This window comes from Streptomyces sp. NPDC085937, from assembly GCF_044540535.1.
Lineage (GTDB): Bacteria > Actinomycetota > Actinomycetes > Streptomycetales > Streptomycetaceae > Streptomyces.
The window spans coordinates 349,226-364,606 of the sequence record NZ_JBITSH010000003.1 but is presented as its reverse complement, the minus strand read 5'-3'; the positions used below and the strand labels follow the sequence as shown (position 1 = coordinate 364,606).

The 15,381-nt window shown below is 72.9% G+C and carries 13 protein-coding genes; 10 read left to right on the top strand and 3 right to left on the bottom strand.

What is annotated here, in order from left to right:
- Window positions 1–36: 36 nt before the first annotated feature.
- Window positions 37–1,197: an L-rhamnose isomerase gene (gene rhaI, locus ACIF8S_RS08710; protein ID WP_399998170.1), complete on the bottom strand. Its 1,161-nt coding sequence runs from the start codon at window positions 1,195–1,197 to the stop codon at window positions 37–39.
- 262 nt (window positions 1,198–1,459) lie between these two features.
- On the opposite strand from rhaI, the gene ACIF8S_RS08705 reads away from it, so the two are divergent.
- The 8 genes from ACIF8S_RS08705 to sigJ all read left to right on the top strand — a co-directional run bounded on the left by ACIF8S_RS08705 (window position 1,460) and on the right by sigJ (window position 10,592).
- Entirely contained in the window at window positions 1,460–2,974 is a 1,515-nt protein-coding gene (locus ACIF8S_RS08705) for a sugar ABC transporter ATP-binding protein (RefSeq protein WP_399998168.1), read from the top strand.
- Between the two features lie 124 nt (window positions 2,975–3,098).
- On the top strand, window positions 3,099–4,139 hold the full coding sequence (locus tag ACIF8S_RS08700) for an ABC transporter permease (RefSeq protein ID WP_399998167.1): 1,041 nt from the start codon (window positions 3,099–3,101) through the stop codon (window positions 4,137–4,139).
- The gene (locus tag ACIF8S_RS08695) at window positions 4,132–5,148 is read left to right on the top strand and encodes an ABC transporter permease (RefSeq protein ID WP_399998166.1); all 1,017 of its coding nucleotides are present in this window, start codon (window positions 4,132–4,134) and stop codon (window positions 5,146–5,148) included. The genes ACIF8S_RS08700 and ACIF8S_RS08695 overlap by 8 nt, the downstream gene beginning before the upstream one ends.
- Before the next feature lie 28 nt (window positions 5,149–5,176).
- Entirely contained in the window at window positions 5,177–6,259 is a 1,083-nt protein-coding gene (gene rhaS / locus ACIF8S_RS08690; protein WP_399998164.1) for a rhamnose ABC transporter substrate-binding protein, read from the top strand.
- Between the two features lie 218 nt (window positions 6,260–6,477).
- A complete protein-coding gene (locus ACIF8S_RS08685) occupies window positions 6,478–7,497 on the top strand; it encodes a LacI family DNA-binding transcriptional regulator (protein ID WP_399998163.1) in 1,020 nt (339 codons plus the stop codon).
- Window positions 7,498–7,597: 100 nt separating this feature from the next.
- The gene (locus ACIF8S_RS08680; protein ID WP_399998162.1) at window positions 7,598–8,899 is read left to right on the top strand and encodes an alpha/beta fold hydrolase; all 1,302 of its coding nucleotides are present in this window, start codon (window positions 7,598–7,600) and stop codon (window positions 8,897–8,899) included.
- Between the two features lie 47 nt (window positions 8,900–8,946).
- Window positions 8,947–9,690, top strand: coding sequence for a PIG-L deacetylase family protein (locus ACIF8S_RS08675; RefSeq protein ID WP_399998160.1), 744 nt, complete (start codon window positions 8,947–8,949; stop codon window positions 9,688–9,690).
- Window positions 9,687–10,592, top strand: a complete 906-nt coding sequence (gene sigJ / locus ACIF8S_RS08670; protein WP_399998158.1) for an RNA polymerase sigma factor SigJ — start codon at window positions 9,687–9,689, stop codon at window positions 10,590–10,592. Before ACIF8S_RS08675 ends, sigJ begins: the two co-directional genes overlap by 4 nt.
- 113 nt (window positions 10,593–10,705) lie before the next feature.
- Here sigJ and ACIF8S_RS08665 read toward each other — a convergent pair whose 3' ends face one another.
- Window positions 10,706–12,226 (bottom strand): cytochrome P450, encoded by a 1,521-nt coding sequence (locus ACIF8S_RS08665; protein ID WP_399998157.1) that lies wholly within the window; start codon window positions 12,224–12,226, stop codon window positions 10,706–10,708.
- A gap of 110 nt (window positions 12,227–12,336) precedes the next feature.
- On the opposite strand from ACIF8S_RS08665, the gene ACIF8S_RS08660 reads away from it, so the two are divergent.
- Both ACIF8S_RS08660 and ACIF8S_RS08655 read left to right on the top strand, forming a co-directional pair.
- Window positions 12,337–12,945 carry a TetR/AcrR family transcriptional regulator gene (locus tag ACIF8S_RS08660; RefSeq protein ID WP_399998156.1) on the top strand — a complete coding sequence of 203 codons (609 nt, stop codon included), beginning with the start codon at window positions 12,337–12,339 and terminating at the stop codon, window positions 12,943–12,945.
- A gap of 86 nt (window positions 12,946–13,031) precedes the next feature.
- Entirely contained in the window at window positions 13,032–13,760 is a 729-nt protein-coding gene (locus ACIF8S_RS08655) for a DUF2470 domain-containing protein (protein WP_399998154.1), read from the top strand.
- On the opposite strand, the gene ACIF8S_RS08650 is transcribed toward ACIF8S_RS08655, so the two are convergent.
- Window positions 13,728–14,924: a lactonase family protein gene (locus tag ACIF8S_RS08650; RefSeq protein WP_399998153.1), complete on the bottom strand. Its 1,197-nt coding sequence runs from the start codon at window positions 14,922–14,924 to the stop codon at window positions 13,728–13,730. The genes ACIF8S_RS08655 and ACIF8S_RS08650 overlap by 33 nt on opposite strands.
- Between the last annotated feature and the right edge of the window lie 457 nt (window positions 14,925–15,381).

Below are 15,381 nucleotides of genomic sequence, written 5' to 3'. Positions count from 1 at the left end.
CCGCACCCAACGACGCAACAGAAACCCGGCAGACGCCTACGCCCCCCACCCCGCCTGCTCGCCCCCCACCCGCTCCGCCACGATCTTCTCGGCCCACCCGGACCGCGCATACGCCCTCATCGGATCGGGATCCAACCCCATCTCCTCCCGGACCTCCCGAAGAAGCGGCCGCACGTCCGTACTGAACGCGTCCGTCAACACGGCGTTGGCCTCCAGCACATCCCCGGCGCGCTGCGCCTCAGCCAGAGCCGACCGGTCGACCAGCAACGCCTTGGCGGTGGCCTCCTGCACGTTCATGACGGACCGGATGATCGCCGGAATTTTCGATTCCACGTTGTGGCACTGATCCAGCATGAACGCCACGTCCGACGTGAACCCGCCCCCGCGCACCACCTCGTACATGATCCGGAACAGCTGGAACGGGTCGGCCGCGCCGGCCATCAGGTCGTCGTCGGCGTAGAATCGCGAGTTGAAGTCGAACCCCCCGAGTTTCCCCTCCCGCAGCAGCGTCGCCACGATGAACTCGATGTTGGTGCCGGGCGCGTGATGTCCCGTGTCCACCACGACCTGCGCCTTCGGCCCCAGCTTCAGGCAGTGCGCGTACGCCGTCCCCCAGTCCGGCACGTCCGTCGCGTAGAACGCCGGCTCGAACAACTTGTACTCCAGCAGCATCCGCTGGTCGTCACCGAGCCGCTCGTACACCTCGGCGAGCGCCTCCGCCAGCCGGTCCTGCCGGGCCCGGATGTCGTCCTGTCCCGGGTAGTTGGTGCCGTCCGCGAACCACAGCTTGAGATCCTTGGAGCCGGTCGCGTCCATGATGTCGACGCACTCCAGCAGGTGGTCCACGGCCTTCATGCGCACGGCCGCGTCCGGGTGGCAGACGGAGCCCAGCCGGTAGTCGTCGTCCTGGAACGTGTTGGAGTTGATCGCGCCCAGCCGCAGCCCTCGCTCCTCGGCGTGCCGGGCCAGGGCCGCGTAGTCGTCGACCCTGTCCCAGGGGATGTGCAGCGCCACGGTCGGCGCCACCCCTGTGAACTCGTGCACCTTGGCCGCGTCGTCCAGCTTCTCCCGTGGATCACGCGGGACGCCCTGCTGCGCGAACACCTTGAACCGGGTGCCCGAGTTCCCGTACGCCCACGACGGCGTCTCGACTGCCTGCGTCTTGAGGGCGGCTTTCACCGCGGCGCGCTCGGTCACGTCAGGGCTCCTGTGACATCGGGTCATGACGACCACTGGATGAAACGATTCAGGACGCGAAGTTAGGTGCGCCCCGAAGGGGTGTCAACCCCCACGACCACGCCGCTTCGCCGGGCCGTGGGTGCGTTCGGCGGCCGTCGAAAGTTTCTCGACCGGGACCCATTGACGTGACATGCGCGACGCGCCTACCGTCCCGGCAACCCAGTTGAAACCTTTCACGACGCCGTGAGGGCCGACCCGCCGGCGTCGTCGAGGAGCCCTCATGACCCACCCGTCCGACACGGGTCCGGCCCCGGTTCTCGCACTCAAGGGCATCTCCAAGTCCTTCGGCGCGGTCCGCGCGCTGCGGGACGTCTCCCTGGAGCTGTTCCCCGGGGAGGTGCACGCCCTGGCCGGGGAGAACGGAGCCGGCAAGTCGACCCTCATCAAGACGCTCGCCGGAGTGCACCGGCCGGACGCAGGCCAGGTGCTGCTCGACGGCGGGCCGGTCGTCTTCCACGGACCGGGGGACGCCCGCGACGCCGGCATCGCCGTCATCTACCAGGAACCGACGCTCTTCCCCGACCTGTCGATCGCCGAGAACATCTTCATGGGGCGCCAGCCCCGCCGCGCGCTGCGCCGGATCGACCACAAGGGCACCCGCGACGCCACGGCCGCGCTGATGAAGCGGCTCGGCGTCGAACTCGACCAGGACCGTCCGGCCCGCGGACTGTCCATCGCCGACCAGCAGATCGTCGAGATCGCCAAGGCGCTCTCCTTCGACGCCCGCGTCCTGATCATGGACGAGCCCACCGCCGCCCTCACCCACAGTGAGGTCGCCCGTCTCTTCGGTGTCGTCCGCACCCTGCGGGACCAGGGCGCCGCCGTCCTGTTCGTCTCGCACCGCCTGGAGGAGATCTTCGAGATCTGCCGACGCGTCACCACCCTGCGCGACGGTGCCTGGATCGCCAGCGAACCCCTCGACGGGATGACCGAGGACGACCTGGTCCGCCGCATGGTCGGCCGCGACCTGGCCGAGCTCTACCCCAAGCAGGACGTCACGCCCGGGGAAGTCGCCCTCAGGGTCCGGCGCCTCACCCGCGAGGGCGTCTTCACCGACGTCTCCTTCGACGTACGGCGCGGCGAGATCGTGGGGCTCGCCGGACTCGTCGGCGCCGGACGGACCGAGGTGGCCCGCGCGGTGTTCGGCATCGACCGCCTGGACGCCGGCGAGGTGGAGGTCGACGGGCAGAAGCTCACCAACGGCGCCCCCTCCATCGCCATGGCCGCCGGGCTCGCCCTGGTTCCCGAGGACCGGCGCGCCCAGGGCCTGGTGACGGACCTGTCCATCGAACGCAACATCGGCCTCACCGGCCTCGGCACCACCGTGCGGGCCGGCCTCATGGACCGTCGCGCCGAGCGCAGCCGCTCCCTCGACTGGGCCGTCAAGCTGCGCGTCAAGTACGCCCGGATCGCCGACTCGGTGAACACCCTGTCCGGCGGCAACCAGCAGAAGGTCGTTCTCGCCAAGTGGCTCGCCACCCACCCCAAGGTGCTGATCGTCGACGAGCCCACGCGGGGCATCGACGTCGGCACCAAGGCCGAGGTGCACCGGCTGCTGTCGCAGCTCGCCGCCGACGGCGTGGCCGTCCTGATGGTCTCCTCCGACCTGCCCGAGATCCTCGGCATGGCCGACCGCGTGCTGGTGATGCACGAAGGCCGGCTCACCGCCGAGATCCCCCGCACCGACGCCACCGAGGAAACCGTGATGGCCGCAGCCACCGGGAGGGCCGCGTGAGCCGGGGGTACCGCCCACGCCCTTCAGGCGGTGGGGGAGCACGCGCGGCCACCGGCCCGCAGACGGACACGACGCCCGCACCTCCGCGCCGCACGGGCGGAGCAGCGAACGAAAGGGGCACGGCATGACGGTCACCGCCCCCGACGAAGCCCCCGCCACCGAGGCGCCGCAGGCCGCCGCCACCCGGCTGGTGGACCGCGTCTTCAGGATGCGCGAACTCGCCATCCTCGCCGTGTTCCTGGTGATGATCGCCGTCACCCAGGCCGGCAACAGCGCGTTCCTGTCCGAGCAGGGCGTCAAGGACCTGCTGCTGAACGCGACCATCCTGGTGCTGGTCGCCACCGGCCAGGCCCTGGTCGTCATCACCCGCAACGTCGACCTGTCCGTCGGCTCCACCCTCGGGATCAGCGCCTTCGCCACAGGCCTCCACCTCCAGGGCGGCGGGAACCCGGTCGTCGCCGTCGCCCTCGCCGTGCTGCTCGGCATCGGCTTCGGCCTGCTCAACGGCCTGCTCGTCTCCCTCGGCCAGGTGCCCGCCCTCGTCGTCACCCTCGGCACGCTGTACATCATCCGTGGCGTCGACTCCATCTGGGTCGGCTCCCGCCAGATCACCGCGGCCGATCTTCCCGGCGGTTTCGTCGACTTCGGCTCCGGCGGCCTCTCCGCCGTGCACTACCTGGCGCTCATCGCGCTCGCGGTGCTGGTGGCGACGGCGTACTGCCTGCGGCACTTCGGCGGCGGGCGCGAGCTGTACGCGCTCGGCTCCAACCCGGAGGCGGCCCGGCTCGCCGGCATCCCGGTGCGCAAGCGGATCCTCGCCGCGTACACCTTCTGCGGCGGTCTCGCCGGACTGGCCGGCGCGCTGTACCTCGCCCGCTTCGGCAACGTCGACTCCGGCACCGGCAGCGGTTACGAACTCACCGTCGTCAGCGCCGTCGTGGTCGGCGGCGTCGTCTTCACCGGCGGCTCGGGAAGCGTCTACGGAGCCGCCCTCGGCGCGCTGCTGCTGACCTCGATCAACAGCGTGCTGCCCGCCCTCGGCGTCAGCTCCGTATGGGTGCTCGCCATCAACGGCGTGCTGCTCGTCCTCGCCATCGCGGTCGACCGGGTCGTCGCGCTGCGCGTGGCCTCCGCCCTGAAGAAGAGGAACGCCCGCCATGCCTGACTCCCTGACGCGCGCCGTCCGCTGGGACACGGTCGTCGGCGCCCTGCTCGTAACCGTCCTGCTGCTGTCGTTCACCACCGTCGACGGCTTCGGCAACGCCCTCAACCTGTCGTTCCTCATCGGCAACACCCTGCCGATCGCGCTGATCGCCCTGCCCATGACGCTGCTCGTCGTGTCCGGCGAGATCGACCTGTCCGTGGCGTCCACGGCGGGCCTGTCCGGCGCCGTGATGGGCGCCCTGTGGAACCAGGGCATGGCCATCGAGACGATCATCCCGGTCTGCCTGCTCCTCGGTGTGGTCTGCGGCCTGGTCAACGGCCTGCTGGTGACCCGCCTCGGTCTGCCCTCCCTCGCCGTCACCATCGGCACCCTCGCCGCCTACCGGGGCATCGCGCAGATCGTGCTCGGCTCCGACGCGGTCACCGACTTCCCCACCGCCTACCTGGACTTCGCCGCCGGACGCATCGGCGACACCTTCGTCCCGTACGCCTTCCTGCCCTTCCTGGTGCTGCTCGCGCTCGCCGTCGTCGCCCTGCACGCCACCCCGTTCGGCCGGTCGCTGTTCGCGATCGGCGCCGGCGAGGAGGCCGCGCGGTTCGCCGGCATCCGCGTCAGGCGACAGAAGCTGATCCTGTTCACGGTCACCGGCCTGATGTCGGCCCTCACCGGCGTCTTCTGGGCGCTGCACTACGCCAGCGCCCGCTACGACAACGCCACCGGCCTCGAACTGTCCGTCGTCGCGGCCGTCCTGCTGGGCGGCATCGACTTCGACGGCGGCAAGGGCACCCTCGGGGGCGCGGTCGCCGGTGTGTTCCTGCTGGGCGCCCTGCAGAACGTGATGAGCCTGAAGGACGTGTCGGCGCAGTCCCAGATCGTCGTCACCGGCGTGCTGCTGGTGCTGTCCGTTCTCGGCCCGCGCGTCGCCCGGCAGATCGCCGTCGCCCGGGCGGGACGGAGGGCGGCCACCGCACCCGCTCCGGACCCCAAGAGGCCCGCACCGACCTCCTGAACCGTCCCCTGCCTTTAAGGAACCCACCATGCGCAAGGCATCCCTGAGCCGTACCTGCGCGGCGCTCGCCGCCGTCACCTCCCTCGCCCTGGCCGCCACCGCCTGTGGCGGCACCACCAAGGAGGACGTCAAGAACGAGGGCGGAGCGGCCGCCTCGGCCGGCAAGGCCGACCCGGACGCGGCCACCAAGAAGGGCCTGACCGTCGGCTTCCTGCCCAAGCAGGTCAACAACCCCTATTTCACCAGCGCCGACAAGGGTGGCGAGAAGGCTGTGAAGGAACTCGGCTCCAGCTTCAAGGAGGTCGGTCCCACCAGCGCCACCGACACCGCCGGCCAGGTCTCCTACGTCAACACCCTCACCCAGCAGCAGGTCGACGCGATGGCCGTGTCCGCGCAGGACCCCGGCGCGCTGTGCACCGCGCTCAAGCAGGCCATGAAGAACGGCATCAAGGTCGTCACCTACGACTCCGACACCACCCCCGGCTGCCGCCACGCCTTCGTCTCCCAGGCGTCCGCCGAGGACCTCGGCCGCACCGAGGTGCAGCTGCTCGCCGAACAGATCGGCTACCAGGGCGAGATCGCGATCCTGTCCGCCGCGCAGACCGCGACCAACCAGAACACCTGGATCGGGTTCATGAAGGACGAGCTCGAGGATCCCAAGTACAAGGACATGAAGCTGGTCAAGGTCGCCTACGGCAACGACGACGCCCAGCAGTCCTTCCAGCAGACCCAGGGCCTGCTCCAGGAGTACCCGGACCTGAAGGGGATCATCTCCCCGACCACCGTCGGCATCAAGGCCGCCGCCCAGTACCTTTCCGTCTCCAAGTACAAGGGCAAGGTCAAGCTGACGGGCCTCGGCACCCCCAACGACATGCGCAAGTACGTCAAGAACGGCACCGTCGAGGCGTTCGAGCTGTGGGACCCGGCGAAGCTCGGCGAACTGGCCGCCCGTACCGCCATCGCGCTCGCCTCCGGCCAGATCACCGGCCAGGAGGGCGAGACGTTCACGGCCGGCGCGATGGGCGAGTACACCGTCGGCAAGGACGGCGTGATCGACCTCGGCAGGCCCACCGTCTTCGACGCCGGGAACATCGACGAGTTCGACTTCTGACCCGGACCCGCCGCCGGAAGGCCGGGACGGCGCCCTTCTCAGAGGCCCTCGACGGCTGCCGACCCGACGAGGCGACGCCCCCGCTCACCGAGGTCCTCCACCTCGGCTGACGGGCACGTATCCACCCCGTCCGTGACCGAAAAGGGGCGGCCGTGCGGGTAGTGTGATGGCCCGCCGCGCCGCCCCCGCCCCCTCGTTCTCCTGGAGGTTCCTGTCCGATGGCCCAGTCGGTGGGTATCAAGGACGTCGCCCGCGTCGCCGGAGTCTCCGTAGGCACCGTCTCCAACGTGATCAACCGTCCGGACACGGTCGCCGCCGATACCCGGGCCCGGGTGCTGTCCGCCATCGACCGGCTCGGCTACGTGCGCAGCGAGTCCGCCCGCCAGCTGCGCGCCGGCCGCAGCCGCATCATGGGCCTGCTCGTCCTCGACATGGGCAACCCCTTCTTCGTCGACGTCGCCCGCGGCGCCGAGCGTGCCGCCCGTCAGGCGGGTCTGGGCGTCATGGTCTGCAACAGCGCCCAGAGCCCCGGCGAGGAGGCCGAGTACCTGTCGCTCTTCGCGGAGCAGCGGGTGCGGGGCGTGCTGCTCACCCCCGCCGACGCCACCGGCCGCAACATCGAGGCGTTCCGCCGGCACGGCATCCCGTTCGTGCTGGTCGACCGGGTCGCCGAGGGCACCACCGAGTGCTCGGTCTCCGTGGACGACGTGGCGGGCGGCGCTCTGGCCGTACGGCACCTCGTCGACGCCGGGCACCGCTCCCTGGCCTACGTCAGCGGCCCGCCCGGACTGAATCAGGTCAGGGACCGCCGCACCGGCGCGCTGAACGCCCTCGCCGAGGCCGGGCTCGGCCCCGGCAGCCTGCACGAACTGCCCACCGAGCGGCTCGACGTCGCCGCCGGGCGCGACGCGGGCGCCCGGCTCCTCGGCCTGTCCCGCCGCCCCACGGGCGTGTTCTGCGCCAACGACCTGCTCGCCCTCGGCGTGCTCCAGGCGATGTACGCGGCCGGCGTCGGCGTCCCCGACGACCTGGCGATCGTCGGCTACGACGACATCGAGTTCGCCGCCGCGGCGGCCGTGCCGCTCACCTCGGTGCGCCAGCCCGCGGTCACCATGGGCGCGCTGGCGGCCGAACTCCTGCTGGAGGAGACCGAGGAGACGGACACGCCGCACGAGCACCGCCGGGTCGTGCTCGCCCCGGAACTGGTGGTCCGGCGCTCCAGTCTGTCCGCCCGCTGACCGCCGCCCGCAAACATTTCATGATCCCGGGGTCGTTGGCCGCAGGAACATGTGCTGAACTGGGTCGCGGCCCGACAATCCGTTCGTCCCGGGAGTCCCGTTGACCGACACCTACCGCCAGCCCGGCGTGGTCCTCACCGACCGCCGGTTCACCGTGCCCCTCGATCACGCCGACCCCTCGGGGGAGACGATCGAGCTGTACGCGCGCGAGGTCGTCGCCAGTGACAAGGCCGGCCAGGACCTGCCCTGGCTGCTCTACCTCCAGGGCGGCCCCGGCTTCGGGGCGAACCGTTTCGTCGGGAAGCCGGCCTGGCTCGGCCGCGCCCTGGAGGAGTACCGGGTGCTGCTGCTCGACCAGCGTGGCACCGGCGCCTCCACCCCCGCCAACCGGCAGACGCTCCCGCTCCGCGGCGGCCCCGCCGAGCAGGCCGACTACCTCACGCACTTCCGCTCCGACTCGATCGTGCGGGACTGCGAGGTCATCCGCCCCCAGGTGACCGGCGGCGCCCCGTGGACCGTGCTCGGCCAGAGCTTCGGCGGCTTCTGCGCCGTCACCTACCTCTCCCTCGCCCCCGAGGGCCTGGACACCGCCCTGATCACCGGCGGCCTGCCCTCCCTCGACGCGCACGCCGACGACGTCTACCGGGCCGCCTACCCGCGCATCGAGCGGAAGGTCGCCGCCCACTACGCCCGCTACCCGCAGGACGTCGAGCGCGCCCGCCGCATCGCCGACCACCTCCTCACCCATGACGTGGTCCTGCCGAACGGCTACCGGTTCACCGTCGAGGCGTTCCAGTCCTTCGGCCTGATGCTCGGCGGCGGCGACGGCAGCCACCGCCTGCACTTCCTCCTGGAAGACGCCTTCGTCCCCACCCCGTCCGGCCCGCAGCTCTCCGACGCCTTCCAGGAGCAGGCGCAGGCCTTGCTGTCGTTCGCCGGACACCCGCTGTACGCGCTGGTGCACGAGGTGATCTACGCCCAGGACGCCCGGCCCACCGCCTGGTCCGCCGAACGCGTACGGTCCGAGTTCCCGCGGTTCGACGCGGCCAAGGCACTCGCCGGCGACGAGCCGTTGCTGTTCACCGGCGAGACCATCCACCCCTGGATCTTCGACTGCGACCCGGCGCTGCGCCCGCTGCGCGAGACCGCCGAACTGCTCGCCGCGCGCACCGACTGGACCCCGCTGTACGACCCGGCGCGCCTGGCCGCCAACGAGGTCCCGGTCGCGGCGGCCGTCTACCACGACGACATGTACGTCGACACCGCGCACGCGCTGGCCACCGCCCGCGCGATCCGCGGACTGCGCACCTGGGTCACCGACGAGTTCGAGCACGACGGCGTCCGCGTCGGCGGCCCCCGGGTCCTGGACCGGCTGCTCGCCCTCGCCCGCGACGAGGCCTGACCGCGCGCCCCCGTGCACTGTCGGTGCACGGGGTTAGTCTGCCGGTCATGACCGAGCCGACGATCAGTCAACTCCAGCCCCTGCCCGACGACTGGCAGCGCGCCCTGGCCGTGGTCGCCCACCCCGACGACCTGGAGTACGGCTGCGCGGCGGCCGTCGCCGCCTGGACCGACGCGGGCCGCGAGGTCTCCTACGTCCTCGCGACCCGCGGCGAGGCGGGCATCGACACCCTGGAACCGGGTGCGTGCGGACCGCTCCGGGAGCGCGAGCAGCGGGCGAGCGCCGCCGTGGTGGGCGTCTCGGAGGTCGCCTTCCTCGACCACGCGGACGGCGTGATCGAGTACGGCCCCGCCCTGCGCCGGGACATCGCGGCGGCGATCCGCCGGTACCGGCCCGAGCTGGTGGTCACCCTGAACCACCGGGACACCTGGGGCGGCACCGCCTGGAACACCCCGGACCACGTGGCCGTCGGCCGGGCCACACTCGACGCGGCCGGGGACGCCGGCAACCGCTGGATCTTCCCCGAGCTGACCGAGCAGGGACTCGAACCCTGGGACGGCGTGCGCTGGGTGGCGGTCGCCGGATCGAGCTCGCCCACCCACGCGGTGGACGCGACGGCGGGGCTGGAGCGGGCGGTGCGCTCCCTGCTGGAGCACCGCACCTACATCGAGGCGCTCACCGACGAGGACCCCGAGACGTACGCGCGCACGCTGCTGACCGGCTTCGCCGAGGAGACCGGGAAGCGGTTCGGGAACCGCCCCGCGGTCGCCTTCGAGCTGTTCCCCCGGTGACCACCGTGGGCGGCGACGAGGAGCGGCTCGCGCGGGACTTCGAGGACCACCGGGCCCACCTCAAGGCGGTCGCCTACCGCATGCTCGGCTCGGTCGCCGAGGCGGAGGACGCCGCGCAGGAGGCGTGGCTGCGGCTCAGCCGGGTGGAGTCCGGCGGGATCGACAACCTGGGCGGCTGGCTCACCACCGTCACCGGCAGGATCTGCCTGGACCTGCTGCGCTCGCGCACCGCCCGCCGGGAACAGCCGATGGACGACACGTTCGTCCCGGACCCGGTGATCCGGCCGCTGTCACGGGTGGACCCGGAGCAGGAGGCGCTGGAGGCCGACTCGGTGGGCATCGCCCTGCTGGTCGTGATGGAGACCCTCGACCCCGACGAGCGGCTGGCGTTCGTGCTGCACGACATGTTCGCCGTGCCCTTCGACGACATCGCCCCGGTGGTGGAGCGGTCCCCGGCCGCGACCCGTCAGCTCGCCAGCCGCGCCCGCCGCCGCGTCCGTGACTCCAGCCCGCCGGCCGATCCCGACGCCGGACGGCAGCGACAGGCCCTCGACGCCTTCCGCGCCGCGTCACGCACCGGCGACTTCGAGGCACTGCTCGCCGTGCTCCACCCGGACGTGGTGCTGCGCGCGGACGCGGGCGCACTGGTCCGGGGCATGGCCGGCTCGAAGACGCTGCGGGGCGCGCGGCAGGTGGCCGAGTCGGCGATGCTGTTCGCCCGCTTCAACGCGCAGGCCCGCACCGTCCTGGTCAACGGCGCCCCCGGTCTGGTCAGCGCGGCCGACGGCCGCGTCAACTCGGTCATGTCCGTCACGGTCCATGACGGCCGCATCACGGCTCTGTACATCCTGGCCGACCCGGATCGCCTGGAGGGGCTGGTCCTGCCACCCGAGGCCGGCTGACCGGTCCGCGGCCGGCCCACCTCACAGGACCGGCCGGGGAGGAGCGGCGGCACGCCTTGTCGCGGGCGTGGAGCGTCGGCCCGCGCGAGGGGGCGGGCGCCGTGCCGTCGGGCTCAGCCCGCGGTCCGGTGCTCCTCGCCCACCGGCGCCGCCCCGTCGCCCGCCGCCCCGCCCGGTGCGTCCGGGCGGGGTGCGCGGCGGCGGTCCGGGCGCAACCGCAGCCCCCGCGGCATGAACGTGAGCCGTTCCGTCACGCGGAGGCGGTACGCGGGGTCGGCGTGCAGGTCGTAGCGGCGCAGCAGCAGGCCCAGGACCAGGGTTGCCTCGTGCAGCGCGAACTGGCGGCCGATGCAGGCGCGGGCGCCCGTGCCGAAGGGCTTGTAGGTGTGCGGCGGCCGGGAGCGTACCGCCGCGGGTTCGAAGCGGTCCGGGTCGAAGCGTTCGGCGTCCGCGCCCCACACGTCGGGGTCGCGGTGCAGCATCGGCGTCAGGACCAGCGTCCACGCGCCGCGCCGCATCGGATGCTCGCCGGCCAGCACCGTGTCGTCGGTCGCCTCACGCGAGTACGCCGGCGCCGTCGGCCACAGCCGCAGCGACTCGTCGAGGACGCGGCGGACGTGGCGGAGGCGGGCGACCTGTTCGTAGGCGGGCGTGTCCGTGGCGCCCCAGACGCGGTCCACCTCGGCGCGGGCGCGGTCCGCCACCTCGGGGTGGAGGGACAGGTGGTGGAGGGCGAAGGACAGGGCGCCCGAGGTGGTCTCGTGACCGGCCACCAGGAAGGTGATGACCTGGCGGCGGACGTTCTCCGGTGACAGCCGCTCCCCGGTGTCCGGGTGGGCCGTCTCCAGCATGCGGTCCAGCAGATCGCCCTCGGCGTGGCCGTCCGCGCGCCGGCGGCGGACCACCTCGTCGACGATGTGTTCCAGCCGCGCGATGTCCGCCGCGTTGCGGCGGTTGGCCCGGCGCAGCAGCAGCGGGGCCAGCGGCGGGGGGACGTTGTTCAGCCGCTGGGCGTGGCCGAGGGTGCCGACCATCGCCGTGACGAACGGGTGCGGACGGGCCCGTTCGAAGGAGCCGAAGTCGTGTCCGAAGCCGGTGCGCGCGATCGTCTCCAGCGTCAGCTTGGTCATGTCGCCGGGCACGTCCACCCACTGGCCGCCGTCCGCCGCGCGGTCCCAGTGCTCGGTCAGCCGCGCGGCCACGTCCAGCATCATGGGGTGGTAGGCGGCCATGGCCTCCCGGCTGAACCCGGGCGCCAGCACGTCGTGCGCCAACTGCCAGTTGGGCTCGTGGTTGTAGGCCGTGAACAGCCCGTCGCCCGCGACCGGCCGCAGATTGGCCACGCCGAGCCCCACGTGTTTGGCGAACCGTGACTCGTCGGCCAGGTCGGCCACCAGCCGCGCGCCCCACGTGAACACGAACTCCCTGCCGAACGCGTTGCGCCGGAAGATCGGGCCCAGCCGGCGGGCGAGACGCACCGAGTCCTGCACGGGGGTGCTTCTGCTCGACCCTATGACGTCGCCCAGCAGCGGCAGCCGGTGCGGCGGGTGCGGTATGCGGTGCAGCGCGGGCCAGCCCTGCTCCGCGCTGCGGAACCCCTTCGGCAGTACGGCCCGTTCCGTCGTCTCCGCCATGGCGCGATCTCCTTCGATCCGGCGAGCGAGTGCGACGTGTTGCACGTGAGTTCAATAACGCGGGCCCAGTCTGGTCCGGCCGCCGGAGCGGCGTCAACTACAGTGCGGGAATGGCCGCGAAGGAGGGCGGGCGCACCCGCCGTCGGCTCAGCACCGAGGAGCGTCGGGAGCAACTGCTCGCGGTGGGCGCGCGGTTGTTCTCGGAGAGCCCCTACGACGAGGTGTGGATCGAGCAGGTCGCCGAGATCGCCGGGGTGTCGCGCGGGCTGCTCTACCACTACTTCCCGGCCAAACGGGACTTCTTCGCGGCGGTGGTGGAGCGCGAGAGCGAGCGGATGCTGCGCATGACGGCGGCGGTGCCGGGCGTGCCCGTGCGCGAGCAGCTGACGGCGGGCCTCGACGCCTACCTGGAGTATGTGGAGGCCCACGCGCACGGCTACCGGGCGTTCCACCGCGCCGACGCGGCGGGGGACCAGGCGGTGCGGCGGGTCTACCGGCGGGCGTTGGCAGCGCAGGAACGGCAGATCCTCGCCGCGCTCGCCGCCGACCCCGAGTTCGGTCCGGTACTCGGCACGCGGCCGGACACCCGGCTCGCGGTGCGCGGCTGGCTGGCCTTCACCACGGCGGTCTGCCTGGAATGGCTGCGCGGCTCGGAGTTGGGGCGTGAGCAGGTGCGTGACCTGTGCGCACGCGCCCTGCTGGGCGTGCTCACCTCCTGAAAGGTTCCGGGAAGATCACCGGGGGCGGTTGGCGCGCACCTCGATCTCCGATAGGTTAGGCAAGGCTTACCTAAAAGGAGGTTGGGATGGGTGACCACACGCACGGCTGGGCCGCCGCGCCCGGTGCGGCGGAGCGGGCCCGCTCGGTGCTCGCCGCCGCCTGGTCCTGCACGGTGACCGCGGAGGGCACCCGGGAGGAACTCGTCGGCGCGCACACCGTCACGGACGACGGGCGGGTGCTGCTGGACGTGGCCGAGGACAGCACGCTGCTCACGGCCGCGATCTGCGCGCCGCGCGGAGAGCCGTCCGCCGTGCTGGAGTTCGCCGACGTCGCGCCCGTCCCCGTACGCGACCGGATCCGCGCCCGGGTCTGGCTGGCGGGATGGTTCGCCGTCCAGGGCGGCCGGCTCGCCTTCGAACCCACCCGTGTCGTGCTCCGCCGGCCGTCCGGCGCGCTGATCGTCGGCCGCGACGAGTTCGCCACCGCCCCGCCCGACCCGCTGGCCGGCGCCGAGGCACGGCTGCTGACCCACCTGGCGGACTGCCACGGCGACGCCGTCGAACGGCTGACCCGCCTGGTGGACCCGGCCGGCCTGCAGGGCGCGGTCCGGGTGCGGCCGCTCGCCGTGGACCGGCACGGACTGACCCTGCGCATCGAACGCCTGCGCACCGACGGCGACGTACGGCTGCCGTTCCACGCGCCCGCCGACGACGTCTCCCAGCTCACCGAACGCATGCACGTGCTGCTGACCCAGGCGAGCGCCGCCTCCCGCCCCCGTGCGCTACAGCGGCAGCGCACAGACGGCGACGGGTGACGCGAACGGCTCACCGGCCGACCGCAGTTCGCCGCTGTCGGCGTCCACGTGGAACACGGTGACGTCGCCCGACCTCTGGTTCGCCGCGAACAGCAGCCCGCCGCCCGGGGAGAGGGCGATGTGCCGCGGGAAGTCGCCGCCCACCGGCACGGTGTCCAGCAGCCGCAGCCGGGCCCCGTCCGCCTCGACGGCGTACCGGGTCAGGCTGTTGTGCCCCCGGTTGGCGAGGTATGCGTACCGCCCGTCGCCGGTGAGGACGAACTGCGCCGGGTAGCTGGTGCCGGACCCCGTGCCCGTCGGCTGTGCCTCGCCGATCCGCAGCCGCCCCGAACCGGGCTCGTACGCGCACACCGCCACCGTGTTGTCGAGCTCGTTGGCGAGGTAGGCGAACCGTCCCCCGGGATGGAAGGTCAGGTGGCGCGGTCCGGCGCCGGGCCGGGTGCCGGCCCGCGCCACCTCGGTCAGGGTGCCCGCCCGCTCGTCGAGGCGGTACGTGTACACGGTGTCGGTACCCAGGTCCACGGCGAGGACGTGGCCCCCGTCCGGCGCGGTGACGAACTGGTGGGCGTGCGGGCCCTGTTGCCCCGGACCCGGGGCCGGCTCGGAGTGCGTGACCAGCGCCGTGCGCTCGCCCACAGCCCCCGACTCCTCGATACGGTGCACCGCGACGGTGCCCGAGCCGTAGTCGGCGCTCAGCAAATACCGTCCGCCCGGATGCACCGACAGATGGCAGGGGGACGAGCCGCCGGTGCCGGCGCTGCCCAGGACCTTCCGGTCGGAGAGCCGGACCGCGGTCACCGCGCCGTCCTCCCGCTCGTTCACCGCGTACAGCGTCCGGCCGTCCGGGTGTACGGCGAGGTACGACGGGTCGCCGACGTCACCGATCGTGCCCGCGCCGGTGATCCGTCCCGACGCCGGGTCGTAGACGGCCAGCCCGATGCCCTCGCCGCCGCCGTCCACCGAGGTGTACGTGCCCAGGTACAGCGGGCGCGGCCCCGTGGACGTCCCGCCGGGTGACGGCTGGCCGGTCACCGTCGCCGGGGCGGAGGGGGTCGGCGCCCCGGACGGCGGGGAACCGTCGTCGCAGGCGGGCAGCGTCATCCCGGCGGCCGTCCCCGCGAACGCGCCCACGAAGCGGCGCCTGCTCAAGTCGGCCCTGTTCATCACACGCACCTTCGGTCGTCTCCCGTCCCGTCCGCCACGGCCACCTTGACGTCGATCACCCACCGGACGCAAGGGACACCCGCCGACGCGGGCGGGTCGCGGCGCCCGGAGCCGGGCCGGGCGCCCTGGCCGGCCTGGCGCCGCGTCGGGGGGCACGGCGCCGGACGGGGCGCCGTACAGGGCCAGGAGCGAGGTGCGCCCGGTCGTGCGGGCGGGTCGGCGTCTGATGCCGGGCCGGGCGCCCTGGCCGGCCTGGCGCCGCACCGGGTGCCCTCAAGCGGCGCCAACGGTCGCATGACGGGCGCGGGGACCCCAGGTCATGCGGCCGGTCGCGGCGCCCGAAGCCCGGAGGCGGGTGTCCCGGCCGGGAGCGGCGCCAGCGCGCCACCGCGCCGAGGGGCAACGCGCCGGGTCGGGGCGTGCCGGTCGGGCGGGTGTGCCTCTCACCGGGCGGCGC